Origin of the sequence: Clostridium sp. (assembly GCF_050717635.1) — a bacterium.
GTDB lineage: Bacteria > Bacillota > Clostridia > Clostridiales > Clostridiaceae > Clostridium_AD.
In genome coordinates this window covers 20,526-47,059 of record NZ_JBOITO010000039.1, presented here as the reverse complement: position 1 = coordinate 47,059, position 26,534 = coordinate 20,526, and the positions used below count along the sequence as shown (strand labels likewise).

General features: G+C 31.5%; 21 protein-coding genes and 2 pseudogenes. 16 read left to right on the top strand and 7 right to left on the bottom strand.

Annotation, left to right across the window (positions count from 1 at the left end; translation table 11 throughout):
• Positions 1 to 110 precede the first annotated feature (110 nt).
• From ACREWB_RS19095 to ACREWB_RS19070, 6 genes are all read left to right on the top strand, one after another.
• Positions 111 to 572, top strand: a complete 462-nt coding sequence (locus ACREWB_RS19095; RefSeq protein ID WP_431549057.1) for a flavodoxin domain-containing protein — start codon at positions 111 to 113, stop codon at positions 570 to 572.
• A 21-nt stretch (positions 573 to 593) separates the two neighbouring features.
• Positions 594 to 1,319: an iron-sulfur cluster repair di-iron protein gene (ric, locus tag ACREWB_RS19090; protein ID WP_431549056.1), complete on the top strand. Its 726-nt coding sequence runs from the start codon at positions 594 to 596 to the stop codon at positions 1,317 to 1,319.
• A 187-nt stretch (positions 1,320 to 1,506) separates the two neighbouring features.
• Positions 1,507 to 3,153, top strand: coding sequence for a hydroxylamine reductase (gene hcp / locus ACREWB_RS19085; protein WP_431549055.1), 1,647 nt, complete (start codon positions 1,507 to 1,509; stop codon positions 3,151 to 3,153).
• Between the two features lie 131 nt (positions 3,154 to 3,284).
• Positions 3,285 to 3,842 carry a TetR/AcrR family transcriptional regulator gene (locus ACREWB_RS19080; RefSeq protein WP_431549054.1) on the top strand — a complete coding sequence of 186 codons (558 nt, stop codon included), beginning with the start codon at positions 3,285 to 3,287 and terminating at the stop codon, positions 3,840 to 3,842.
• A gap of 33 nt (positions 3,843 to 3,875) precedes the next feature.
• Positions 3,876 to 6,704, top strand: coding sequence for a hydrophobe/amphiphile efflux-3 (HAE3) family transporter (locus ACREWB_RS19075; RefSeq protein WP_431549053.1), 2,829 nt, complete (start codon positions 3,876 to 3,878; stop codon positions 6,702 to 6,704).
• Positions 6,705 to 6,814: 110 nt separating this feature from the next.
• The gene (locus ACREWB_RS19070) at positions 6,815 to 7,135 is read left to right on the top strand and encodes a cupin domain-containing protein (RefSeq protein ID WP_431549052.1); all 321 of its coding nucleotides are present in this window, start codon (positions 6,815 to 6,817) and stop codon (positions 7,133 to 7,135) included.
• 131 nt (positions 7,136 to 7,266) lie between these two features.
• Here ACREWB_RS19070 and ACREWB_RS19065 read toward each other — a convergent pair.
• The 3 genes and pseudogenes from ACREWB_RS19065 to ACREWB_RS19055 all read right to left on the bottom strand — a co-directional run.
• Positions 7,267 to 7,470, bottom strand: a pseudogene (locus ACREWB_RS19065) (cache domain-containing protein); the annotation flags it as partial.
• On the bottom strand, positions 7,448 to 7,801 hold the full coding sequence (locus ACREWB_RS19060) for a cache domain-containing protein (protein ID WP_431549357.1): 354 nt from the start codon (positions 7,799 to 7,801) through the stop codon (positions 7,448 to 7,450). The gene ACREWB_RS19060 and the pseudogene ACREWB_RS19065, both read right to left, overlap by 23 nt.
• Positions 7,802 to 7,810: 9 nt before the next feature.
• Positions 7,811 to 8,029, bottom strand: a complete 219-nt coding sequence (locus tag ACREWB_RS19055; RefSeq protein WP_431549051.1) for a hypothetical protein — start codon at positions 8,027 to 8,029, stop codon at positions 7,811 to 7,813.
• A gap of 222 nt (positions 8,030 to 8,251) precedes the next feature.
• On the opposite strand from ACREWB_RS19055, the gene ACREWB_RS19050 reads away from it, so the two are divergent.
• The 7 genes from ACREWB_RS19050 to ACREWB_RS19020 all read left to right on the top strand — a co-directional run bounded on the left by ACREWB_RS19050 (position 8,252) and on the right by ACREWB_RS19020 (position 15,413).
• Positions 8,252 to 10,411, top strand: coding sequence for a BglG family transcription antiterminator (locus ACREWB_RS19050; protein WP_431549050.1), 2,160 nt, complete (start codon positions 8,252 to 8,254; stop codon positions 10,409 to 10,411).
• A complete protein-coding gene (locus tag ACREWB_RS19045; RefSeq protein ID WP_431549049.1) occupies positions 10,408 to 10,866 on the top strand; it encodes a PTS sugar transporter subunit IIA in 459 nt (152 codons plus the stop codon). The genes ACREWB_RS19050 and ACREWB_RS19045 overlap by 4 nt, the downstream gene beginning before the upstream one ends.
• The gene (locus tag ACREWB_RS19040; RefSeq protein WP_431549048.1) at positions 10,867 to 11,148 is read left to right on the top strand and encodes a PTS sugar transporter subunit IIB; all 282 of its coding nucleotides are present in this window, start codon (positions 10,867 to 10,869) and stop codon (positions 11,146 to 11,148) included.
• A gap of 27 nt (positions 11,149 to 11,175) precedes the next feature.
• A complete protein-coding gene (locus tag ACREWB_RS19035) occupies positions 11,176 to 12,474 on the top strand; it encodes a PTS ascorbate transporter subunit IIC (protein WP_431549047.1) in 1,299 nt (432 codons plus the stop codon).
• Positions 12,475 to 12,497: 23 nt separating this feature from the next.
• Entirely contained in the window at positions 12,498 to 13,130 is a 633-nt protein-coding gene (locus tag ACREWB_RS19030) for an orotidine 5'-phosphate decarboxylase / HUMPS family protein (RefSeq protein ID WP_431549046.1), read from the top strand.
• A gap of 19 nt (positions 13,131 to 13,149) precedes the next feature.
• Positions 13,150 to 14,214, top strand: a complete 1,065-nt coding sequence (gene ulaG, locus ACREWB_RS19025) for an L-ascorbate 6-phosphate lactonase (RefSeq protein ID WP_431549045.1) — start codon at positions 13,150 to 13,152, stop codon at positions 14,212 to 14,214.
• Positions 14,215 to 14,435: 221 nt separating this feature from the next.
• Entirely contained in the window at positions 14,436 to 15,413 is a 978-nt protein-coding gene (locus tag ACREWB_RS19020; RefSeq protein ID WP_431549044.1) for a diaminopimelate dehydrogenase, read from the top strand.
• A gap of 109 nt (positions 15,414 to 15,522) precedes the next feature.
• On the opposite strand, the gene ACREWB_RS19015 is transcribed toward ACREWB_RS19020, so the two are convergent.
• From ACREWB_RS19015 to ACREWB_RS19005, 3 genes are all read right to left on the bottom strand, one after another.
• Positions 15,523 to 16,296 carry an SWIM zinc finger family protein gene (locus tag ACREWB_RS19015; RefSeq protein ID WP_431549043.1) on the bottom strand — a complete coding sequence of 258 codons (774 nt, stop codon included), beginning with the start codon at positions 16,294 to 16,296 and terminating at the stop codon, positions 15,523 to 15,525.
• Positions 16,297 to 16,314: 18 nt separating this feature from the next.
• On the bottom strand, positions 16,315 to 19,005 hold the full coding sequence (locus ACREWB_RS19010; protein WP_431549042.1) for a DEAD/DEAH box helicase: 2,691 nt from the start codon (positions 19,003 to 19,005) through the stop codon (positions 16,315 to 16,317).
• Between the two features lie 121 nt (positions 19,006 to 19,126).
• Positions 19,127 to 20,314, bottom strand: coding sequence for an MFS transporter (locus ACREWB_RS19005; RefSeq protein ID WP_431549041.1), 1,188 nt, complete (start codon positions 20,312 to 20,314; stop codon positions 19,127 to 19,129).
• 297 nt (positions 20,315 to 20,611) lie between these two features.
• Between ACREWB_RS19005 and pepF the strand changes: the two genes are divergently transcribed.
• The 3 genes from pepF to ACREWB_RS18990 all read left to right on the top strand — a co-directional run bounded on the left by pepF (position 20,612) and on the right by ACREWB_RS18990 (position 23,868).
• Positions 20,612 to 22,420 carry an oligoendopeptidase F gene (gene pepF, locus ACREWB_RS19000; protein WP_431549040.1) on the top strand — a complete coding sequence of 603 codons (1,809 nt, stop codon included), beginning with the start codon at positions 20,612 to 20,614 and terminating at the stop codon, positions 22,418 to 22,420.
• 39 nt (positions 22,421 to 22,459) lie between these two features.
• Complete coding sequence (locus tag ACREWB_RS18995; protein WP_431549356.1) at positions 22,460 to 22,801, top strand: BCCT family transporter; 342 nt, start codon at positions 22,460 to 22,462, stop codon at positions 22,799 to 22,801.
• Positions 22,802 to 23,010: 209 nt separating this feature from the next.
• Positions 23,011 to 23,868 (top strand): SDR family oxidoreductase, encoded by an 858-nt coding sequence (locus ACREWB_RS18990; RefSeq protein WP_431549039.1) that lies wholly within the window; start codon positions 23,011 to 23,013, stop codon positions 23,866 to 23,868.
• Positions 23,869 to 24,034: 166 nt separating this feature from the next.
• Here the strand turns inward: ACREWB_RS18990 and ACREWB_RS18985 are convergent.
• Positions 24,035 to 26,375, bottom strand: a pseudogene (locus tag ACREWB_RS18985) (GxGYxYP domain-containing protein); the annotation flags it as partial.
• Positions 26,376 to 26,534: the final 159 nt, after the last annotated feature.

The window sequence follows — 26,534 nt, the reverse complement described above, 5'->3', positions numbered from 1 at the left end:
GGAAAGCAAGAACACGTTAGAATAAAGTAAAATATAGGAGGAATACATTATGAATAAAAATATTATGCTAAGTGAGAATATATATTGGGTTGGTAAGGTTATACTCCACTATGACAGGTAGAACAAAAAAAATCGCTACGTTTATTAAAAAAAAATTTGAAGCGTTAAATATAGTTTCAGTGATTATAGATGTAAACAAGGTAGCAAAAGAAGAAGTAATGAAAGCTATTAATGACGCGGACGCTATTTTATTTGGTAGCTCCACAAAGTATGCTGATATGATTGGAAACATGGAAGATATATTAAAAGAACTACAAGGAGTAAACCTAGAAAATAAAATAGGAGCGGCTTTTGGTTCATTTGGTTGGAGTGGAGAAGCTATAGAGGTAGTTCAAGATTATTTGGAGCAAAGCAATATTAAAGTTTTGAGTACTTCTGATGTAATTAAGTCTACTGGTATGATCGATATAGAATTCCCACTAAGGATTAGATTCTCACCAAACGAGGACAACCTAAAGAGCATTGAAAGAGCAGTTAATTATACTGCTGATTTATTACTAGCTACAGTTTAAAAATAAGAGGAGGAATTAATTATGAAAAAAATTATAAGTGAAAATCAAAGTCTGGGCGAAATAGTTTCAATTTTCCCAGGTGCTGCAGAAATATTTAACAGATACAAAATAGATTACTGCTGTGGTGGACATGATACCTTAGCAGGGGCCTTGGATGAGATGGTAATAGATTATGATATAATTATTGAGGAACTTAATAGCGAGTACGAGAAATTTACAAAATCTAACTCAGAATATAAAGACTGGAGAAAAGAAAAACCTTCCATCTTAATAAAGCACATAGTACAAAACCACCATGAATTTACAAAAAAACAACTTAGAGAAATAGATATTCTATTATTTAAAGTGCTCAAGGTACATTTTCAGCATCATAGTGAAGAATTATTAAAGGTGCATAAACTTTTCGGAACCTTGAAAATAGAACTAGAGGAGCATCTCATTAAAGAGGAAGAGAACCTGTTCCCCCTTATTGAAAAATACGAAATAACCAAAGACGATAGTGTTTTATCAGAAATACATCAGGTTATAAAGGATACAGAGAGTGAGCATGACGCAGCTGGGAATATAATTAAAGAATTAGAGAAGATAACTAGAGATTTTAATGCTCCAGAGGGGGCGTGTACTTCTTTCATACTAGCATATACAAAAATCCATGACTTAGAGAAGGATCTATTTATTCATATTTATCTAGAAAACAGTGTACTCTTTCCTATGATTCAACAGAAGAGGGGGTGCTCTATTAAATAATTATCAAAAAACTTATTAAAAATGGAATATTTATTATGTATAATTAACCTTAATCATGATGATAATAATTTGTATTCAATAATTATTATAACATTCATATATGACTATTCTCATTAATGTCTTGTATAATTATACCAAGAACGTGTAGAATAGAATATAGAAGTTTTGAAAATTAGGAGGGTTAAATATGCAAGGAAAAATGTTTTGTTTTCAATGCGAACAAACTGCCGGTGGAAAAGGTTGTACCAACGTAGGAGTCTGTGGAAAAACACCAGAAATTGCAGCACTTCAGGATTTGCTCATATATCAGTTAAAAGGAATAAGCTGTTATGCTATTAAACTTTTAGCTAAAGGTGAAAAAATTGATAAGTCATGGGTTTCATTTATTGAAAATTCATTGTTTATGACATTAACTAATGTTAATTTTGATCCTGAATCTCATATAGATATGCTTAAAAAATCTCAAGTAATAAAAGAAGATGCAAGGAAAAAAGCATCAGGGGAAGAAGTAAATGCAAAAGAGGCTTTATATAATCTAAGTGATACTAAAGAGCAGATGCTTGAAGACGCTAAAAGAGCAGGTGTTATGTATGATGAGGATTTAGATGCTGATATCCGCTCAGTTCGCGAAACTATAAAATACGGATTAAAAGGAATTGCAGCATATGCACATCAAGCTAGATTTATTAAATACAATAGCGATGAAGTAGATGATTTTTATTTTACAGCCTTAGCAGTAATGACTGATGATAGTTTAAACCTTCAAGATCTTATCAAGTACTTAATTAAAACTGGAGATATGAGCGTTAAGGTTATGGAGGTATTAGATAAAGCTAATAATGAGAAATATAATTCTCCAACACCTACAAAGGTTAATGTAAATATTAAAAAAGGACCATTTATTGTGATTTCTGGTCATGATTTAAGGGATCTTGAAATGTTACTCCAGCAAACAGATGGCAAGGGAATAAATATTTACACCCACGGTGAAATGTTACCGTCTCATGGCTATCCAAAGCTCAATAAATATAAACATTTAGTAGGTAATTTTGGAGGGGCTTGGCAAGATCAACAAAAGGAATTTGATGGTATACCTGGTTGCATTTTAATGACAACGAACTGCTTAATGAAACCAAGGGATTCTTATAAAGATAGAATTTTTTCAACAAGTGTTGTTGGCTGGGATGGAGTAAAGCATATAGCTGCGGATGAGAATGGTCATAAGGACTTCTCTGAAATAATAAACAAAGCGCTAGAACTCGGTGGATTCGAAAAAGATGAAGAAGTTAAAGAAATTCTAGTTGGATTTGGACACAAAGCAACTTTGGCTCATGCAGAAACAATAGTGAATGCAGTTAAAGACGGTAAAATTAGGCACTTCTTCCTAATTGGCGGATGTGATGGTGCAAGAACAGGAAGAAATTACTACACTGAATTTGCAAAGCAAGTTCCGAAGGATTGCATTATTCTTACCTTAGCTTGTGGAAAATATCGTTTTAATAAATTAGAATTTGGCGAAGTAGCAGGACTTCCAAGATTATTAGATATAGGTCAATGTAACGATGCATATTCAGCTGTTAAAATAGCTATGGCACTTGCTGATGCATTTAAATGTGGTATTAACGATCTACCGCTTGCAATAATTTTAACTTGGTACGAACAGAAGGCTGTTGCTGATTTATTGGCATTACTTTCACTTGGAGTAAAAGGAATTTACCTTGGACCAACACTACCAGCGTTCTTAAGCGCAAATGTATTACAATTCTTAGTTGATACTTTTGATGTTAAACCAATAAGCACACCAGAAGAGGATTTAAAACAAATACTGGGATAAAAAATATAAATCACCATAATAGCTTAGATGTTAAGTTATTATGGTGATTTATATTTTTATAAAAACGTTGACATTATATCATACTTATTATATGATATGTTAGTAAGCACTTACATACATAAGGAGGCAATATGGAAACTAAAAAAATAAAAAAAAGAATGAATAAAGATGATAGAATGAAACAAATATTACAAGCAGCTATGACGATATTTGTTGAAAAAGGGTTTAATGCCAGTACTACTTTAGAAATAGCAAAAGCAGCAGAAATATCAGAAGTAACATTGTTTAGAAATTTTTCTTCTAAACAAGAGATATTTTTAAAAGGGATTGAACCTATTTTATTTAGTACATTAAAACAAACAATAGATGATTCAAAGGAATTGAGCCCCTTAGGGAAATTAGAATATATTCTTTATGATAGGATTAGCTTAATATCAGAAAATCGTGAAATAATTAAATTAATTCTTATGGAATCGCACCTTTTAACTGAACTGGGAAATGAAAATTTTATAGAGAAAATCCTGAAAGTTCTAAAAAGTATTTTAACTAAAATGGGTATACCTAAAGAGGATGAAGATATCACTTTAAGGATGTTAATGGGTGGAATATTATCATTTTTATATATGCCAGAAGCAAATGAAGAAAACATTAAAAAATATGTTAAGAAAATAATATCACTTATATTATAAATAACAGTTATAAATAGGGGGGGATTGGTCTACATGGATAGATTATTTAAATGGTTAGGTAGTTCAATAGAGAAAAAGCCGATTAAAATACTATTAGCGTCAGTAGTATTATTTGGCGTATTAATAGCAGGAGTTTCAAATGTTAGAATGGCAACAGGGAATGAAACTTTGGTTAAGACGGATAACGATGTATATATATCAAACAAAAATATGGAAACAACCTTTGGTGGAGATTCTATTCTTGTTTTATTTACAGATCCTTCAAAGAGAAATTTATTATCTCATGAAAATATACAAAAAATGTGGGATGTGGAGAAGAAATTTAAATACGAAGAAAATATTTTTTCATTTATGAGTCCAGCTAGCATTGTTCATCAAATGACAGAAAGGCAAAGTATAGAAATAAAAAAACAAATACTTACATTAAGTGATGGATTAAATGACATGAGCACTAAAATTATAAATGTTGGGAATGAACTTAATTCAAAGAAAGTAAAGGATCCAAAGGAATTAGAAGAAAAATTAAATAGTCTATCTAAATCAACAGAGGCTTTCGATAAGCTTATTATAGGACAAAACAAGCTAACAGAGGGCGCAAAACAGCTTAAAGGAGGACTTCTAACTGCAGCAGATGGACTAAGCGAAGCATCAAGTCAATTAAAGGAACTTAGTAATTTAGCTGGTGAAAATCAACAATTAAAAATGAAATTAAATGGTATATCAGAAAATATAAATAAAAGCTCTAAAGGTATTAGAAGCATGGGAGAAAAGACAGAAAATATTCAAGAAGGAACTAAAAACACATCCAAAGCATTGACAGGTATAAGTAGTAAATTAGCAGGGGAAACCTCATCTATGAAAGCGGGACTTACAGGGGGTATTTCACCAGATGAGTTAAAAGAAATGGCATCAGGATTTATTACTATGGGAGAAAAACTTGGAGATGCATCTAAAGGACTGGGAATTTTTTACGACAAAAGCAATATGATGGTGGCAGATATACCAGGAGACCAGGTAGGACTCGATAGTATATTATACGAAGATGAAACTAATAAGATTCGTTCAATGTTTTCCGATGTAATATTAGATAATGAACATACTTTAATGGTTGTAAAACTACAAGGTAATTTAGGGGATGAATATAAAGATCAGATATCTAAAGATGTGAGTACAGCATTAGAAAAGGAAGGTTTTAAAAATATTTCGTATGTAGTATCAGGAAAACCAGTGTTAGATTCATCATTGAGAAGTGAAATGAAATCTAATATGGCAATAATGGTTGGACTTGCAGTTTTTATAATGTTTATAGTTCTTGCTATTGTTTTTAAAGTGAGATGGAGAATGCTAAGTTTAGGTATTATATTAGTATCTGTAATTGCAACTCTAGGATTTATGGGAATTTTAAGTATACCCATTACTATGGTGTCAATGGCAGTATTTCCAATATTAATAGGTCTTGGGATAGACTACTCAATACAATTTCAAAATAGATATGAGGAAGAGAAATCCACAGCGAGGACTCTAAGTCAGATAGGTAAAGCTTTAGCAATTGCAGTTTTAGCTACAGTTTTAGGATTTATATCACTATATGCTTCACCAGTTCCTATGATTCAAGATTTTGGAAAGATGCTAACAATAGGAGTAATAATAAGCTTTATCGGAAGTATGCTTCTACTTTTGCCAATACTACATTTAAGGGATAAATCGGATATACCAAAAGAAAATAAAGTAAAAGAATTTAATAGTGAAAGCCTATTAGATAGAATTTTAAAAAGTACTACAAAAGCAGTTATAAAATATTCAGTTGTTGTATTAATAATTGTAATAGTTTTGTCCTCTATGGGATATATAGTTGATAAAAATATAGGTGTAGAAACGGATATCGAAACCTTTATGCCTCAAGATATGAAAGCTTTGGAGGATATACATGCTATTAGAGATGAAGTAGGTTCAACAGATCAGATGGCTATATATCTAAAAGATAGTAATATTTTGAGTGAAAAAAATATAGATTGGATAAAATCTGAAACAAAAGATATAAAGGGAAAGTATGGAGATATTGTAGTAGATGTAAAATCCATAGATACCTTGGTTAATAACGTTTCAACAGATGAGAATTTAAGCTATGTAGACTATATTGAACTAGTTAAAACACTACCGGAACAACAGAAGAAAATGTTTTTAAATGATAAAAAAACAGAATCTGTAATGTTACTTAATATTAAACATGTGAGTACAGAGCAGTTACAAGATTTTGTAACAAAAATAAAAGCAGATTTAAGTGATTCCTCTATGGAAGTGCAAGTAACAGGGAAATCTATGTTAGATGTTGAAATGGTTAAAGGGCTTACATCGGGAAGAGTTAAGATGACAATTATAGGGATAGGACTCGTACTGCTTGCTCTACTTCTTATATACAAAAATCCAGTTAAGGCATTTATTCCAATATTTCCTGTGATTTTAATAGTGGGAATGTCTAGTGGAGTAATGTATTCATTAGGTCTAAAGTATACACCTATTACAGCAACTCTAGGGGCTTTAGTTCTTGGTATGGGAACGGAAATGACAGTAATGCTAATGGAAAGGTATCTAGAAGAGAGGAAATCAGGAAAACACAAAACAGAAGCTATAGTAATAGCTGTTACAAAGATTGGGAAAGCTATAGTAGCATCAGGGCTTACTACCATAGGAGGATTTTCAGTGCTAATGGCTTCTCAGTTTATAATATTAAAGGACTTTGGCTTAATGACAGTAATAAATATATCATTAGCTTTGATTAGTACCTTTATAATATTACCTCCAGTTTTAATATTACTTGATAGATTTATCTTAAATAAAAAGGATATCAGAGATTTGATTTAAATCACATTAAAAATAGGTCTATAGGGATAGAATATAAATAACAAGCAATTAGATGAAAATTTAATTGTATTTTAAGGAGTAGAAAAAATAAAATATGAAGGAGAAATATAATGAATATTATTAGAATGAATGAAATTGAAGGCAATAAGAATATGAGAGGAGTTGTAGTTAAACAACTTATAAGCCATGATAACACAAGAGTTATGAATTTGAATTTGCAACCTGGGGATGAAGTTGCTCGCCATAAGGTGCCTGTTGATGTATTTTTTTATGTTATTTCTGGTAAAGGAACAATACAAATTGGAGAAGAAAAAGCTGTAGTTAACGCAACTGATATTATTGTTTGTGAACCTAATACTAACATGGCACTATGGGCAGATCAAGGTGAAGCATTTAGTGTTTTAAATGTTAAAACACCAAATATAAAATAACCATTCTTTGTGAAGTTATGAAGAAAATAAAAGTAAGCATAAAACCAATCTCAATTAAGGGGTTGGTTTTATGCTCTACATTTGATACTATTTGATCTCTTCCGTTATTCTTAGCTTCATATAAATAATCATCAGATTTTTTTATTTCCAGCAGGTAACCTCCAATAATGAATCAAGAACCCCTTTTCTTGTGTCTTAGCCATTTCAATTTGTTCTTGAACAACTTTTCTACAATTTAAATCTTCTAATTTATAATTATTAGTGCCTATTAACTGTGGGAAAAGACCATTTGCTAGTTCCACACCTTTAAAATCATGTACAAATAAATATTGTTGGTTGTTTTTTCCAAAATCTCTCGATAAACCCGTGGGATTTTTCTTTAATCATTCCTATTTCTTCTTGCAGCGCAAAGTTGCCTAAATCATCCTGTAAATTAATTATGTTTCCGCCTTCACTCTCAGGATAAACGGGATATAAAACTACATCTCCACCTAAAGTATCTATAAAATAGTAGCCTCTATTGTTATTAAATCGAATATCTCTTAGTGCACTTTTAATAAGCTCTGTAATTTCTTCTTTTGTTTTTGTATCTCTATTGGTATTATAAATGGAATTTATTATTGATTTTGCTTCTTCTACTTTGGCTTTTAAATTAGTTCTTAAAATAATTTCTGTCTATTTTCTACAATAGTTTGTATATTCAACCATAGAACTTACTTTACTGCTGAGCTCTGATTTTATATAATTCATTTGAATTTCTTTAATTTCATTTGAATCATTTTTGGCCTGTTTATTTATATCATGTATCCAAAAAAAACCTAGTGATGTAAGAACTAAAGATGCCACTAGCATTATTCTTAACAAGACCATATATGTCAAATTTTTCTTTTTCATCGTTTCCTCCTAAAATTTATTTAGAATTATATCGAATTTTAGTTTATTATTCACCTTAAAAGCATACACTTTTAATTATAATGTATATATTACTTACATGCTACATATTTTTCGTTAATGTATACTTTAATACACACTTTGCCACAATCGTTTAGAAGAAAACTGTTCTTTTAAATAATCTTTAAGCTGATATACTAAAATTAAGCAATAAACAATAGGGAGGTGAGCATAATACTTAGAAAAAGAACCAATCAAATAATTCTACAGATATGCGGTTCTAATAAACCTGTTACCGTCAAAGAATTATCAGAATTATTCAATGTAAGTGGAAGAACGATAAGATATGATCTTGATGAAATAGATTATTATTTTGAAAAGAAGGGATTATCTAGATTAATTAGAAAACCTAACTCTGGGATAGAATTAAGTCTTGACGCATATGAAAACGTTATAGAAACTATTAGGTGTGATGAAAGATCATCCGAATATGTGCTTTCGTCAAATGAAAGGTTAACAATAATTCTTTTTGAATTGCTTCAAAGAAAAGATTTTATTGTAATAAATGATTTAGCAGACATACTTTGTGTAAGTCGGACAACTGTGATAACTGATCTAAAAGGTGTAAAAAAAGCTTTAGAGGATAATGGCTTAATTTTAGTAGCAATGCCAAACTATGGTTTAAAAGTGGAGGGAGAAGAAGATAAAATATGGGCAATGATAACTCAGCTACTTATTAGTGAAGCACATTTAAGTACAGCGTTAGATTTAGATGAATTTAAATTAAGTTCTAATATTATTAAAGTTCTTTATGATGTTGACTTAGAGTATATAAAAAAATGTATTAAAATAACGGAAGAAGATTTGAAATTAGTTTTTTCTGATGAAGCTTTCACAAGTATTATAATATATATTGCAGTGGTTATTAAAAGAATATTATTATATAGAAATATTAATATTACTATGCATAGTGAGGATATTGAGTATATCCAGTATACTACTGAATTTTCTGTATCTGAATATATAGTAAATATGATTGAAAAACATTTTAATATAGAAATTCCATTAGTTGAAATAACTCATATTGCCCAGCAATTATTAAGTGGAGGGGTTACGCTGCAAGAAGAAACTGATAATAAAAATTATATGGAATTAGAAATGTTAATAAATGAAATCATTAAGAATATGAATAAAATGCTTAATGTTAATTTTAACTGTGATGAAAGTTTGTTTGACAGATTGATAAATCATATACGGCCAGCTGTTTTTAGATTAAAAAATAATATTCCACTAAAAAATCCCTTAATTAAACAAATAAAATGTGAATATGGTGGATTGTTTGATACTGTTAAAGAGTGTCTTACGCCTTTGGAGAGATACACTGACAGCAAACTATCAGATGAGGAAATTGGATATTTTACAATACTTTTTGAAGTTACAATAGAAAAATTTAAAAGTATTGATTCAATAGGCTTGTCTAAGAACATTCTAATTATATGTAGTGCTGGGAATAGTACATCGGAGCTTCTTGCCTTGAGGATAGATGCAGAATTTGATGTTAATATTGTTGGGAAAATTGCATTCCACAAAATGGAAGAGTATATAAAAGGTAAGAAGATTGATCTTATAATATCCACAATACCAATAAAAAAACCACCAATAAATTGCATATTGGTAAATTCCTTTCTTAATGAAAATGATAAACAACTACTAAAAAAATATTTAAAAGAAAAAAGTAAAGTGCCACATAAAGAAAACCCTAAAGATAATATATTGCAAGATGATGAATTAATTGAAAATATTATAAGGAAAATTAGTGAATATTGCAATATAACAGACAACAAGGGATTGGTGAAAGAACTGAGAGAAAACTATATAATAACTAGGAATTCAATAAATAAGAAAATTTTTCAATACTCCTTAAAAGATCTTTTAATAGAATCTACTATTTCCTTGGATATAATTGTTTCTGACTGGAAAGAAGCTGTAAGAAAAGCCGGAGAAATATTGTCTGAAAATGATTTTATAGAACCTCGATATACCGATGCGATGATTGAAGAGATTGAAAATTTAGGACCATATGTAGTTATAGGGCAAGGAATTGCTCTTCCACATTCAAGGATACAGAATGGTGTAAAAAGAGTAGGTATGAGTTTTGTCAGATTAAAAAACCCAATAAAATTTGGGAGTAAAGATAAAGACCCAGTGGATTTGGTTTTTGCAATGTGTGCCATGGATAAAACATCTCATAGAGATGCATTAATACAGTTAGGTAAAATATTGGACAACGAAGATATGGTGGAAGTTTTAAGACGAGAAAAAAGTAAAGTGAAAATGATTCAAAAGATAAATGAGTTTTTGGAGATTGAGGGGGAAATCATATGAATGAAAATGTTATTGAAGATAAAAATATTTTGTTAAACTTTGAGGCCTTAGAATGGGAGGAATGTGTTAAAAAGGCAGGAGAACTTCTATATGAAAATAAGTATGTTGAGCAAAAATATGTTCAGGCTATGATAGATGTGGTTAAGGAGTTAGGGCCTTACATAGTATTAGCTCCAGGCATAGCATTTGCTCATGCGAGACCAAGTACTGATGTAATAAAAACGGGAATTAGTATGATTACTTTAAAAAGCCCAGTGAAGTTTGGAAATAAAGATAACGATCCAGTGAGCATAGTATTTGCAATTGCGGCTGAAAGTAATACCAGTCATATTGGTTTGTTACAAAGATTATGTATTTTTCTCGAATTGGATGAGAATGTTGAATTCTTAAAAAGATCTCAAAAACCTGAAGAGGTATCCTACAAAATAAATAATTTTATAAAAGGAGGAATATAAATGAAAATAATTTGTGTATGTGGTATGGGGCTTGGTTCTAGTATTATTGCAAAAATGAACATAGAGGCTGTTATGAAAAATTTGAATTTTGATGCGGATGTTGAAACCTGTGATCTAGGTAGCGTAACTAGTGTAGTTGGAGATTTGTATGTAACAACAAGAGAAATTGCCGAAACTTTTCCAAGTAATATTATGGATAAAACTGTTATATTGACAAACTTTGTTAAAAAATCAGAAATTGAGACTATAATAAAACCAATTCTAGAAGAATTAATAAAATAAATAAAACAAATAGGGGGATAGTAAGTTATGAAAATTATTGTTAATTTTATATTATTTCAAGTTCTTGACAAGGCTCCGATATTACTAGGGTTAGTTGCAATGCTAGGATTGATTTTACAAAAGAAAAAGAAAACACAAGTTATTGATGGTGTAATTAAGACAATGATAGGACTATTAATTATTTCAATTGGTGCTTCTACTTTACTCGGAGCAATGGGACCTATTATGTCAAAACTCAATGCCACTTTAGGAATCAATGGAGTATTGCCAGCAAACGAAGCTGCATTTTCGGTTGGAATGAAAACGCTGGCGAATAGTATTACTATGACATTTTTACTTGGATTTGTAATGCATTTATTGTTAGTTGCTGTTATACCATTTAAAAAATTTAAGAATGTTTATTTAACTGTTCATATCATGTTGTTTTTATCAGCATTTTTAAATTTAGCACTACCTAATGTTTTAGGATTAAAGGGTGTCTCATTACTTATAGTTTCATCTGTCCTTTGTGCACTATACTGGACCTTAACACCTGCAATTACAAGAGTTATTGCAAAGGACTTTCTAGGGGACGATTTGACATTAGGTCATCATCAACAGGTTGGTGCATATTTAGCATCAAAAATTGGGAAAGCTGTTGGAAATCCAGAAGATGACGCTGAAAATCTAAAATTGCCTAAATACTTATCTATTTTTAGAGATAATACGATCACAATGGCCTTCTTAATGCCAATAATATTTATAGGAATTGGTATAGCAGTGGGACAAAAAGGTATCCAAGATTTAAGTGGAACATCGAATTGGATTATATGGTTATTTCTTCAAGGTCTACAATTTACAGCTGGTATCGTTGTTTTGCTAACAGGTGTAAGAATGTTTATAGGTTCAATCGTCCCAGCATTTAAAGGGATTTCTGAGTATCTTATTCCAGATGCTGTTCCAGCGTTGGATGCTCCAGCATTATACCCATATTCACCTGTTGGTGCAATGTTAGGATTTCTCGCTTCCGTAGCAGCAGCAATATTAGTAACATTAGGATGTATAGTTTTTCAAAGCTCAATTATTATATTTCCAAGCCCAATAATAATGTTCTTTGATGGTTGCACAATGGGTGTTTTTGGAAATAAATTTGGCGGGTGGAAAGGTGCATTAGCAGCTGGCTTTATTTCAAGTTTACTTGCACATTTAGGGTGTATTCCATTATACCCATTAATGGGAGCAGTTTATGGTTCGGGCTTGATGTTCTCAAATATCGACTTTACCTTAGTTTGGTTACCGATATTATATTTATTAAAGTTAATAGGAAGTTTACTTGGGTTAGTATAAATTTAAATTAAAGAGGTGTGACAATGAAATTACAGCTTGCATTAGATTTGCTTAACGAAAATGAAGCATTAGAGGTTGTTAAAGAAGTAGGAAAATATTTTGATGTAATTGAAGTAGGAACATCACTATTGAAACTATGTGGGTTAAGTATAGTATATAAAATAAAGGTTCTATGTCCGGATAAAATTATATTTATTGATGCCAAAGTAATAGACGGTCCAGAAAGAGAAGCAACGCTTATGTGTGCTTCAGGGGCAAATATGTTTTCTATGCTTGCATGTGCAACCGACACTTCAATTAAAAAGGTACTTCAAATATGTAAAAGCACAGAAATAAAAGTAATTTTTGATATGCAGTCAGTGGATAATTATAATCAAAGATGTAAAGAATTAAAAAATCTAGGTGTTGAATATCTTTGTGTCCATAAAAACTCTGATTGTGGTGAAAATTTGGTTGAAAGCTTTAAAGAATTCTTAGAAATAAAGGAGCTTACAAATTTGCCTATTGCTTTAGCTGGAGGAATAAATTTAAATTCAATAGTTGAAATTAAAAAAGCGTTGAATCCAGATATAGCAGTCATTGGCGGTGCCATATTAAATGTGAAAAACAAAGAAGAAATTGCAATAAAATTCAGAGAAATAGCTGATAAACAGTAATGATGAAAGGGTGAGTATATTGAATAAAGTTAATGATATTACTAGGGAATCATGGATACTAAGCACTTTTCCTCAATGGGGAACATGGCTTAATGAGGAAATTGAAGATGAGGTAGTTGCACCTGGTACATTCGATATGTGGTGGCTAGGATGTACAGGCATATGGGTTAAAACTGAGGCAAACACTAATATCTGTATTGATTTTTGGTGTGGGACAGGTAAAAGAACGAAAAAACTTCCACCTATGAAGCCAGATCATCAGATGGCAAGAATGTGTGGTGGAAGAATAGCTCAGCCAAATTTGAGAGTTACGCCTTTTGTTCTTGACCCTTTTGCAATAAAAGAAATCGATGCAGTACTTTCAACTCATTATCATAATGACCATATAGATATAAACGTAGCTGCGGCAATATTGCAAAATTGTGATTCAAATATACCTTTTATTGGACCAAAATCATGCGTTGATAAGTGGATTAGTTGGGGGGTACCTTCTGAGCGATGTATCACTGTAAAACCAGGGGATGTAATAAAAATCAAGGATATAGAAATTTTAGCACTTGAATCCTTTGATCGTACGGCTTTAATCACATCGCCTCCAAGTGAGAGTATGCAAGGAAGGATTCCAGATGATATGGATGAAAAGGCTGTAAATTACCTTATAAAAACATCAGGTGGAAATATATATCATAGTGGTGATTCACATTATTCTAATTATTATGCTAAACATGGAAATGATTATAAGATCGATGTGGCATTAGGTTCTTTTGGAGAAAATCCAAGAGGCATCACTGATAAAATGACTGCTTCGGATATATTAAGAATGGGAGAAGCTCTAAATACAGAGGTTATGATCCCATTTCATCATGATATATGGACGAATATGCAGGCCGATACTTCAGAAATTACCGTACTTTATAATATGAAAAAGGATAAACTTCAATATAAGTTTAAGCCATTTATCTGGCAGCCAGGAGGAAAATTTGTATATCCGGCAGATAAAGATAAACTCCATTACCATTATAGAAGAGGCTTTGAAGATTGTTTTGAAGCTGATACGGATTTACCATACCCTTCTTTCCTATAATATGGTTAAAATAAGTATATAATAAAAAGGAGCCTAAAAATTTGGCTTCTTTTTTATTAATTATATACAGATATATTAAATCCTGCCACTAATTTATATAGATATAGATTATTAAAATATTCTAGTATGGAAAAATGTAAGGAATTGTGATAAGATTGTTATAAAATTAAAAATGACATTTAAAAAAAAGGAGGGACTTGGCTTTAGGGTCAGGGAAATAAATGAGTAAAAAGATTAGAGTAGGTATTGTAGGGTATGGAAATCTTGGAAAAGGTGTAGAACTTTCGCTAGCACAAAATCCGGATTTTCATTTAGAGGCTATTTTTACAAGAAGAAATCCAGATGAATTACTATGTGCGTCAAAAATGGTGCATATTTCAGAAATTACAAATTATAAGGGTAAAATTGATGTTATGATTATTTGTGGAGGGTCTGCTACTGATTTGCCACAACAGACACCGGAGATTGCAGAAATGTTTAGTACAGTAGATAGTTACGATACTCATGCTAAAATTCCAGAATATTTTAATAAGTTAGATGAGGTAACAAAACGTGCTGGTACTATTGGACTTATATCAGTTGGTTGGGATCCAGGTTTATTCTCATTAAATCGTCTCCTAGGGGAGGTAGTGCTTCCAGTAGGAAAAGGTTATACTTTCTGGGGAAAAGGTGTAAGCCAAGGACATTCAGATGCTATTAGAAGAGTAGATGGCGTTAAGGATGGCATTCAATATACGATACCTATTGAAAGTGCTATTGATATGGTGCGTACAGGAAAAAATGTAGAGTTTTCAACTAAGGAAAAACACGAGAGAGTTTGCTATGTTGTACCAGAAGTTGCAGCTGATTTAGATGATATTAAAAGTGAAATTAAATGTATGCCAAATTATTTTGAAGACTATAATACGACAGTGAATTTTATAACAGAGAAAGAGCTGAAGACAAATCACAAGGGTATGCCTCATGGTGGATTTGTTATTCGTACAGGAGTTACTGGAGAGGGTTCAAATCAAAGGATGGAGTTTAGTTTAAAACTTGATAGTAATCCTGAGTTTACGGCTAGTGTGCTAGTAGCTTATGCAAGAGCAGTTTATAGATTACATAATAATGGTCAAACAGGAGCTCGTACAGTATTAGATATTCCATTTAGTTATTTATCCCCAAAATCAGCAGAAGAATTACGAAAAGAGTTGTTATAAGATCACTTTTAATAGCAAACAACTGGGGTAAGTTTTCTTAAGAGTGTAGTGATTTAAGGCAACAAATGAAATAATAAAAAAATAATACAGATAAGCTTGCTTATCTGTATTATTTTTTGATTATAATATGAGGGGGAACATCATCCTTAGCCTGAACTTCCATATCAATTCCAAACATATCAAACATGTCGGTTTCCTCAATAACCCTACGACCCTTAGCTTTAGATTTTTCAAGCAAGGTCTTAGTTTTCGCATTAATAGCTTCTGAAATAAGACTATTTATGTTAACCTTTCTTAGAACGAAAAACAATTCTGGCTTATCGTCTAATCTTTTAGAAACTCCATATAAAACTGCGGCTACGTGTTTACACATCGTTGCATAGTCGGGGCAACTACATCTTAAATCTATTTCCTTAGGTGAAGGAAATAATCCAGCACCCTTTGATGTAAACAAATCAGCTAATGCTTTGGGGAATTTACCTTCTATTAGTTCTTCAATAGATTCAATTTTACCTAAGCACTGATTTATAATGCTATCCCAAATATTTTGAGGTAAGGCCTTTATGGTAATATCCACTTTATATGGTTTTGAACCGCTGCCTTGTACCAGTGCATTTATATTTCCTTCTGTTATTTTAAGGTCTAATACTGCTCCATTTCTAACATAACTTCGTCCACGAGCTATACGATTAGAGTAGTCTGCATAACTTTCTAGATTCTTATTCCATGACTTTCCCCACCAAGTTTTTGCTATAGTTCTACCTTCTATTATTACTGGAGAAATGTCTGGGTTTTTCTTTTTTAACTTTTTGATACTTGCCTGTGCACGCTTCCTTTTTTCGGCTACTGTAATATAGGCTGGGAAACCTCCGTAAGATGACATATATTTTTCCTCCAAAAGTTATATTTGTAATTTGAATAAATCTAGAATCTCAGTATTGTTCATCTGCGTAATCCAGCTTTCTTGAATGTCTGGAACAATCTCCTGAGAGAGTTTAATTTTATCTTCAATCATCATATCTATTTTTTCTTCAATAGTACCCTTAGTTATGAATTTGTGAACTACAACATTCTTGTTTTGACCTATTCTGAAGGCTCTGTCTGTTGCTTGATTTTCAACAGCGGGATTCCACCATCTATCAAAATGAATAACATGATTAGCTGCTGTAAGATTTAATCCTACACCACCAGCTTTTATTGAAAGTACCATAAATGGTACATATTCATCACCCTGGAACTTATCTACAAGTGTTTTTCTGTTTTTAACTGCTATTCCTCCATGAAGTATAAGTCCTTTATGTTCAAATATAGTTTCTAGAAAATCACTAAGAGGCTTTGTTATTTCTTTGAATTGTGTGAAAATAAGCACTCTTTCTCTCTTTTCGTAAATAGTTTCACATATTTCACGAAGCCTTGCATATTTACCACTTTCATTTTCCATGTAAGAATCTTGACCAAGATATTGCGACGGATGATTGCATATTTGCTTGAATTTCATAAGTGATGAAATTACTATTCCCTTGCGCTGTATACCTTCTTCTTTAGATTCAAGTTTTTGTTTTAAATCATTTACTAACTTATTGTAAAGCATAACTTGTTTTTTAGTAAGATTTGCATAAGTTTTCATTTCTATTTTGTCTGGTAAATCATTAATTACTGTTTTGTCTGTTTTTAATCTTCTAAGAATAAATGGGCTTATAACCTTTTTAAGTTTTGCATAGCCTGCCTTATTTTCCTTAAGTTTCTTTGTGAAATTGGAGAATTCTTTTGCACTCCCTAGTAGTCCCTTATTTAAAAAGTCAAATAGTGACCATAAATCTGAAAGGCGATTTTCTATTGGTGTACCTGTCATTGCAATTCTATATCGGGCTTTTAACTGTTTTACTGTTCTAGTTTGCTTAGTTCCTGGATTTTTTATAGCTTGCGCTTCATCTAAAACTAATGAATCCCAAGTTATATCCTTTATCCATTCATATTTTGAAATCATAGCATATGTAGTTATAAAAAGATCATAATTCTCCACACAATTACTATCATCTTCTCTTAAATTTTTGTTTTCAGAAGGATGTATAACATAGTATTTTAATGAAGGCGAGAATTTTTGAATTTCACTTATCCAATTCCCAATAAGTGATGCTGGGATAATTAGCAATGTTTTTTCTCCATTAGTCGTCCTAATATAATTTAAAAGTCCAATAACTTGCACTGTTTTCCCAAGTCCCATATCATCTGCAAGACATGCTCCAAGCCCCATAGCTTTCATAAAATGAAGCCAGCTTACACCACGCTCTTGATAAGGTCGTAATTTTGCATTAAAGTTGTCACCACAAGTAATTCCTTGGATTTTTTCAGGATTAGTTAATCTTTCAACAACGGAATTAAGCCACTGTCCGTTAGTGACTTCAAGATCACAGATTTCTTTAGAAACATTTAATATTTTTGGAGCATTTAACTGAAAACGCATTGCTTCAATAATATTTATATCTTTACTTTCCATAAGTATCTGTGCTTTTTCATAAGCCTTTAGCATTTCTTTTAGCTTTTCATGATTAACCTCGACCCATTTCCCTTTTATAAAAGTTAAGCCCTCTGCTTCTGAAAGAAGATTTCTTATTTCGTCAGCAGTAATCTTTTCATCGCCAAGAAATAGTTTTGCGTCAAAGTCTATTAATGCTTCTATATTTACTCTTGAAGGAGTAGAATTACCCACACTTACGGACATCTTTAAGGATGCTGATTTGTTTTTCCACCATTTTGGTATACGACATAATATACCTGCCTGTTCATAAAGGGGTATTTCTTTTAAAAATGTGTAAGCTTCTCCCGCACTTAAACCTAATGGATGAAATATTTCACCAGTGTCAAGAAGTTCTGAAATTAGCTGGCTTTTTTCTGATGCCTTGTTTACTGTTGAAAGTAAGTTTAAAAGTTTTTTGTTGTTTTCTCCATATTCAATAAGTGCATTTTTTAGTGGAAGATGCTTTGATGTGCCATTTTTTACATCATTCACTGAGTAAGTTGCTAAAAATGCAAAGGGATATTCATCCTTCTTGCTTTCAACTAAGTGAAAAAACACACGTCCAATTAAGTTAATATTGGAGCTAAATAAAGAAAAAAAATCTGCAATACTTCCTATGTAAGCTCCTATTATTTCAGCAAAAGAGTTGTTTAACTTTTGCCATAGTCTTTCAATCCATTCATCGCTTAAGTATTCTGATCCAGTCAAATAGGGGGCAATATCTAATAGTGCTTTAATTTCATCTTTTTCTATATCTACTATAGTTTTTTCACGTAAAATTTCTATGTCTGGATTCATAGATAACTTTTTTATAAATGTAGCTATAATATGTCTTAAATATGTAAGAGATTCTGATAAACCATCTGTTTTTTCTAAAAAACCAAGAAAAAACACACCTTCATTATGATTCTTTACAAAACGGTTATTTATTTCTTGTTGGATTACAATTTGATCTTCACTAAATTTTTCACTTGTCATTTGAAAATCAAGTTCAAAAAAACCTTCTTGTTTAAATATTACAATCAATTCTTTGCTTTGATCTTTTGTTGATTCTTCCTTATTATGTAGCATCATTATTCTTATCCTTTCTTGAAAATATCTTCGCAATTATTTCAATTAATTAAGCTAATTATATCACAATTATATACTAAGATTCATCTGAAGTGAGGAAGATAATCCTAATGTTACTAACATCTCATATGTTATTTAACCTAGATTTTTCACTTGGTAATAAAATAGTAAGTAAGGTTACCAATACTAAAGGTATTAATAAATAAGAAGCACTGGTAATCAAGCCCTGGATATCTGCTATTTTCCCGAATAAAAGCATAAGAAGTCCTCCAAGCCCTCCTGATAGTCCCATAATTAATCCCGTTGCAACATTTAAATTCTCTGGCATTAACTCATGGGCCATTACAATATTGGCAGTATTGGATCCACTTAAGGTAAGTCCCATGAATAAAAAGCCAATAACCATTGGGATACCCGTGGTGAACACGATTAACATCATACAGAAGGGTGCTAGTACATTAAATATCACTAATACTTTTTTACTCCCAATCATATCATTTAAATAGCCACCTATAATAGTACCAAGAGAATTAGCAAATAAATAAACAGACAATATTATACCTGCAATCTTAATATCAACCTGTTTTGATAGCATAATCTGTGCGCCAAAGGTGATCAAGAAAATTTTAATTAGTACTTTGTTGGTTGAAACAAAGACTAATACAGAAACCCATTTTGCAGAATGAAAATCAAATTTTTCGCGTTTTGCTTTCATATTCGTTTGCATTTGTTTCATGTCTACCTTATGAACCTGAGCTAAGTACAGATATAAAGCAACCATAATACCAGGAATCATGAAAAATACTAGTGCCTTTAGTCCATAAACTTTTACAATAGGAATAGCTATCATTGGAGATACTGAAGCAGCAAAGCCTCCAATAGTCATAAAAATAGATAAGCTTTTGCCCATTGATTTTTTGCCGAGTTTTACAGCTATGGCTGAACCTAATGGGTGGAATAGGGCAGATGCTAAGGCACCTAGTCCTAATATAATAACCAATAAATAATAATTTGTAATTATTCCAGAGATAGACATCCAAAAGGAAATCCAAACTAAAGAAAGAATCAAAAGCCATGGCTTACCTCGCTTATCAACAAAATAGCCAATAATTGGTTGAGCAAAAGAACCGCTACTTGTAATTACAAAGGCGATGAAGGCCTGTTCTGCTAGGCTTAACCCAAGCTCTTGAACAAATAAAAATAAAATAGGTGGAATTAAGTTCATATAAAGATCGTTAAAAAAATGTCCAACGGATACTGCTATTAATTTAGTAAAATAAGTAGTAGGTTTTTGATTTCTCGTTTTCTTCAAAGTTTTGCCCCCTCGTTTGGATAAGATTAATATTATAAGTTTAAATTTAATGGGTAGGATACTTCTATTAATCATTACGTTTTATTATATATCCCTATAACGTATATGTTCAACCATTTTTGAGAAAAAATTAGATTTTTGGCTCTTTTCATGCATGGTACAGTATAGAAACAACCTTTGTTTGATCAAGAACAAGGAAGGATTAACGCCATGCATTCCAGTATTCTATGGACTAAATCAATAATAAGTTATAAAATATAAATGATACCAAAAAATATATATATAGGGGGCTTTAAAATGGGTAAAGTTTTAAAGGATAGAAAAGATGTAGAGCAATCACTTACTTGGGATTTATCTGCTATTTATGCAACAGAGCAGCAATATAATTCAGCTGTAAAAGAGCTTCAGGGACTTGCTTTTGAGCTAGAGAAAAATTATAAAGAAAGGCTGAATACAGCAAGCAACATAAATAAGTGTTTGGATAAAGTGAGAGAGATAGCCCAGATTATGTACCTTACAGGAGCTTATGTAGAGCTTGCAGTTTCGGTGGACAATACGAACAACGAAAATCAAGACAGAGCTATGCAGTATATGAATATAGCATCGGACATAAGTAGCAGAATGAGCTTTGTAAAAAGCGAAATTATACAAGCAGATGAAAAAAATATTGAAGATGCAATAAGTGAGTCAAAGGAAAATAGCAATTATTTAAATGATATAAAAAGAGACAAGGAACATGCACTTCATCCAGAAGTAGAAAGAGTATTAGCTGCTTTAACGGGAACCTTAGAAGCTCCTTATAACATTTATGAACGAGCTAAACTTGCGGATATGGACTTCAATGACTTTACTGTAGAAGGAGTGGAGCATCCACTTAGTTTTGGACTTTTTGAAGATGAATGGGAATCTGATAATGATACATTGCTCCGTAGAGCTGCTTTTGAAGCGTTCTCTTGTAAATTAAGGGAATATCAGCATACTGTAGCGGCTGCTTATCAAACTCAAGTACAAAAGGAAAAAACAATGGCAACACTTAGAGGGTTTGATTCTGTTATAGACAGTTTGCTATTTTCCCAAAAGGTAAATAGGCAATTATATAACAGGCAGCTAGACACAATTATGGAAAAGCTAGCACCTCACATGAGAAAGTATGCTAGGCTTCTTCAAAAAATACACAAACTAGATGTAATGACTTTTGCAGATTTGAAGGTTTCAGTTGATCCAGGCTACGAACCTAATATAACAATAGAGGAGTCTAAAAAATATATTGAAGGGGCATTATGCATCCTTGGTGAAGATTATCTTTCTATGATTAAAAGAGCTTATGATGAAAGGTGGATTGATTTTGCACAAAACAAGGGAAAATCTACAGGAGCCTTCTGTGCGAGCCCTTATGGAAACCATTCTTTTATTCTAATTTCTTGGACCGAAAAAATGGCAGAGGTCTTTACACTAGCTCATGAGCTTGGACATGCAGGACACTTTCAGTTATGTAACAAAAATCAAAATATATTTGATACAGATGTTTCAACATATTTTGTCGAAGCACCATCTACGATGAATGAGATGCTTATGGCAAATTATCTTATGAAAGTTAATGATGATCCTAGATTTAAGAGATGGGTTTTATCCTCAATGATAGGACATACGTATTATCATAACTTTGTAACTCACCTTTTAGAAGCTGTTTATCAAAGAGAAGTATACAACATAATTGACCAGGGAGGAAGCGTTCAGGCTACAAATCTTAATGAAATAAAAAGAAGTGTACTTGAAAAGTTCTGGGGAGATGATGTGAAGATAATTGATGGAGCAGAACTCACTTGGATGAGACAGCCTCATTATTATATGGGACTTTATTCCTATACTTATAGTGCAGGACTTACTATAGCAACAGAAGTTAGTAAGAGAATTTTAAATGAAGGTAAGCCAGCTATAGATGATTGGAGAGAGGTACTTAAAGCTGGTTCAACTAAAACACCAGTAGAGCTTGCGAAAATGGCTGGAGTAGATATAACCACAGAAAAACCTCTGCTTGATACTATAGAACATATTGGTAATATAATCGATGAGATAATAAAGCTTACTGAGGAAATAGAAGGATAATAAAGGCATTAGTAGATAGCTTAATTAAATTTAACTAGAATAATATCATTTTTTATTACTTCTTCCGATTCGGGATCTATAGTTGTAGACAATATAATATCAGGTGGAAAACTTGATTCGCCAATTCCTCAAAGAGTATTTTGGGCTTGTATGGAGGGATTACTAGCAGCAGTACTTCTTCTTATAGGAGGAGAAAAGGCATTAGCAGCCCTTCAAACTGCAGTTATAAGTACAGGACTTCCATTTTCCATAATACTTATAATAACCGCCATATCTCTCGTCAAGAGTCTTCATGTATCACATAGAAAACAAAAGAAAATTAGAGATGTGAAATGGTTTGAGAAACTAACAAAATCAATAGATGATGGAGATGTAAAATAGAAAATTGAAGTTATACATTTTAAAAATATAAACCTACTGAAATATATAAATAATTTCAGTAGGTTTTTGTTATAAAGTATTGTTAAAGGTTAAATGAAAACTAACAGATAACATTAATTAACCAGTTCATGCCGGTATGATACAATAAGATTAGGCACTGTCAATTAAAAAAGTAGAATGAAAAAATAGTATAGGAAAGGATGTTAATAATGAATACAATATTAATTACTGGATCACAGGGCTTTTTTGCGTCAAGATTTATTAAGTATTATGAAAAAGATTATAATGTTATTGGAATTAATCATAGCAATTTAGATATAACTGATGAAAAAGAAACTATAAAGACCATAATAAAATATAACCCTGACTATGTAATACATTGCGCTGCTTTGTCCGATACAGGTTTTTGCCAAACTAACCCAGAGAAGTCTTATAATACGAATGTAAAAGGCTCAATAAATGTAGCTAAAGGATGCTTAGAGGCAAAAGCAAAATTGGTATTTTTAAGCTCTGATCAGGTATATAACGGAAACACTGAGGTTGGTCCATATAATGAAGAGTGCGTAGCTCTACCTAATACTGTATATGGTAATCACAAGTTACTGGCTGAAAAGGGAATACTTGAAATTATGGATGACATAGTTATTTTAAGGCTTACCTGGCTTTTTTGTCTTCCCGAAAGATGTATAAAGGTAAATTCAAACATAGTTTGGAATGTAGTAAAGGCTACACTAAAAAATGAGAGTATAAAACTTCCTTCAAAAGAATATAGAGGAATAACCTATGTGTATGATTTGATTGAAAACTTTGATAAAATTATTCATCTAAATAAAGGAATATATAATGCAGGTAGTGAAAATAATCTAAGCACATACGAAATAGGAGAAATAGTCCTTAAAAAAATGGGAATAGCACATAGGATTAAAGATATATTAGTAAAGGATATAGAAAAATATAAAATTCAGTGTAGAGACCTTCGTATATCAAATGATAAACTGAAAGATTATGATATACATTTTAACTTTACTGAACAAGCAATTAGTAAATGTTTAAGCGATTTTTATTAGGTGCCACCCACGTGGCAAGTGGCATGTGTGTAGTCAAATAAAAAGTAGCAACCAGTAAACAGATTTCACTTCGTTCCATCCATTTACTGGAATGGAGTCGTCACCTTAATTACAGCATAATACCCTAGTAGTAGAGGTGAAGACATAGAGCGGGTCATAGATTAAATTAATGTTTAACATTTTTCGTTATAAGTTCCATAAAGGTTTCAGGTGTGACTATGGCAACTTTAGGATTTTCCTTTAGTTTGTTTACAACCCTTTCAATATTGCTAAGGTTTTTGCTCCAGGCATGAACATAAACAAAGGTGTAACTATTAGAGTTATAAATATCAACTTGGCCAGACGAAGTTCGCTTATTAATAATTTCAATTAAATCATCTTCGTTTTCAAGATTATCCCAAAGGAGGTCTCTACAGGCTACTATAGGTTTATTATTAGACCAAATAATTTCTCCGTTGTAGTTATCATGTTTATCATAATCAAGATAAAATAGTCCCTTTATATTATCTTTATCAGTAAATTTAGCCCAAAGATCAGTATTATGAAAAGAGTAGTAATCTATAATTGATACATATTTCTCATCAGTTTTTTTTATATAATCATTTAATCTATTAATATATATATCAAGCGTATTCTTAGGAAATTTACTTGGGAACATATAGCCATTTCCAGATGGTGGCACTATAAAATAATCGTTAGTAAATCCATGAGCTGCACTTCCATAATATAGTTTAAATACTGTAGGGGCAAGGTAGTATAAAGATGGGCTTAAGGACCACCCTAAATTAAAATCACCCCTATAAGGAGAACCATACCATTTGGTAGAACCATATTGCGTTCCAAGATTCCATTGCTGATTATCTCCATCGGACATTATGAATGTTACATTATGAACATTTTCTTTGCTTTCGGTGTTCATTAACGCCCTTTGAGTCATAGGTAATGAGGGGAATGCACTTAATACAGTTAAATTATAAGACCAATCTGCAGCAACCATACTAATGCCATATTTTGAAATTGTACTAATATTAATAAATTCATCAGGTCCCCAACCCAGACAAATAGAGTCCTTTTCCATAGATGAAAATATTTTATCGCGAAGAGATGTATCGTTTATTTTATCTTCATAAAATATTAAGGATTTAGTCATTATTCCATAGTCTCTTAAAGCGGAAACTTTGCTTGGGGATAGTTGAATTACTATAGAATGATTTAGACCAGAATTCCATAAATTATCGTAGGCCCATTTTTCATCTGTGTTTCGACAGTCGCCTTTTATTTTTGTTATTCCGTAGAGGAGTACTTTATCCTGGATATCTTCATCAACTGCAATGCAATTATTTAACGAAGCAAGTGAACAAGCATTATTTATAGAAGGGTCTTTTAGGGAACTATTATTATAAAGTACATAACCCTCAATATAGTCTTTAAATATATCTAATAATCGAAAGGGATCTGAGATGATTTCATATGCAACCCCATAATTATTTACTAAATCATCCAGCCATATTTGGTAATCAGGCTGAGCGTTACTAAGTGTGTATATTTGACTAATGGATTGTCTGTTAACAAGACCTTGAAGGGTAGATACCATTGTTCTTTCACTAGAAGTCATTATATTTTGTGAAATTACATATAAATAAGTAGGAGTTGTAGGGTTTTTTATATAATTATTAGTTTTAAGAGTTTTTTTAAAGTCACTCCATTTAGTAAAAATCATTACTATACTTCTGACAGTATTTATAGAAGTTCTGTAGAAAATTAATTCTCTCATTATTATTAAAAGATTTAATATGACTTTCATCAAAATTTGCTAGTAAGAGTTGTCTATTTATAATATCATCAGCTGAAACTTCATTGGAGTTTTTCATCATATCATACATAATCATAAAAGTAGTAGTTCTTCCTATGCCTTGTTTACAATGAAAATGTATCCATGTATTTTTGGGTTGTGATTTTACGAGTAGAACAAAGAAATCCACCATGTCATCAGTAGGTATTTTACCATCAGTAACAGGGATGCGAACGTATGATAGTGATTTAGAATTAACAAGATGATCTTCATCTTCAACTTTTTTTGGAACTACAGTTATATTTTTATGATTATAAAAAGTAATTGGTACATTTAATTTAATGCTCTTAAGTTTAGTGCATTCTTCTATCATTACCTGCTCAAATGTTAAACCTTTGTTAGCGTCATTTAGCGCATTAGCCCAGCTTATAGGACTTCCATTAATGAATCCATGTGATTCTTGTCTTAAATCAGCATCTATTATTTTAAATGAAGAGCCTATACTATTTATTATAAGGGGTAAATTGTATTCGGAAAATTGTTGACTACCTGATATACTTAATGTATTTAATCCGCTAATATTCAAATCTTTATTACTTTGCGTATTTATAATATCAGTAGATTTGCGAAAGTGTTTTGGCATGTCATAGTAATTTTGTGAGTCTAAAACAAGATTTACAGTGTTATCATCTAAGGATACATCTGAAGTCCTAGAAATTGCGTCATCACAATAGGGCATTATGTGATAAAAATAAGGGTACCTAATATACATAAAAAACCTCCATATAATATAACTACTACAATATATTATGCAAGAAGTTTAATGGTGCCACCCACGTGGCAAATGGCATGTGGGTAGTTTATTAAATATAAA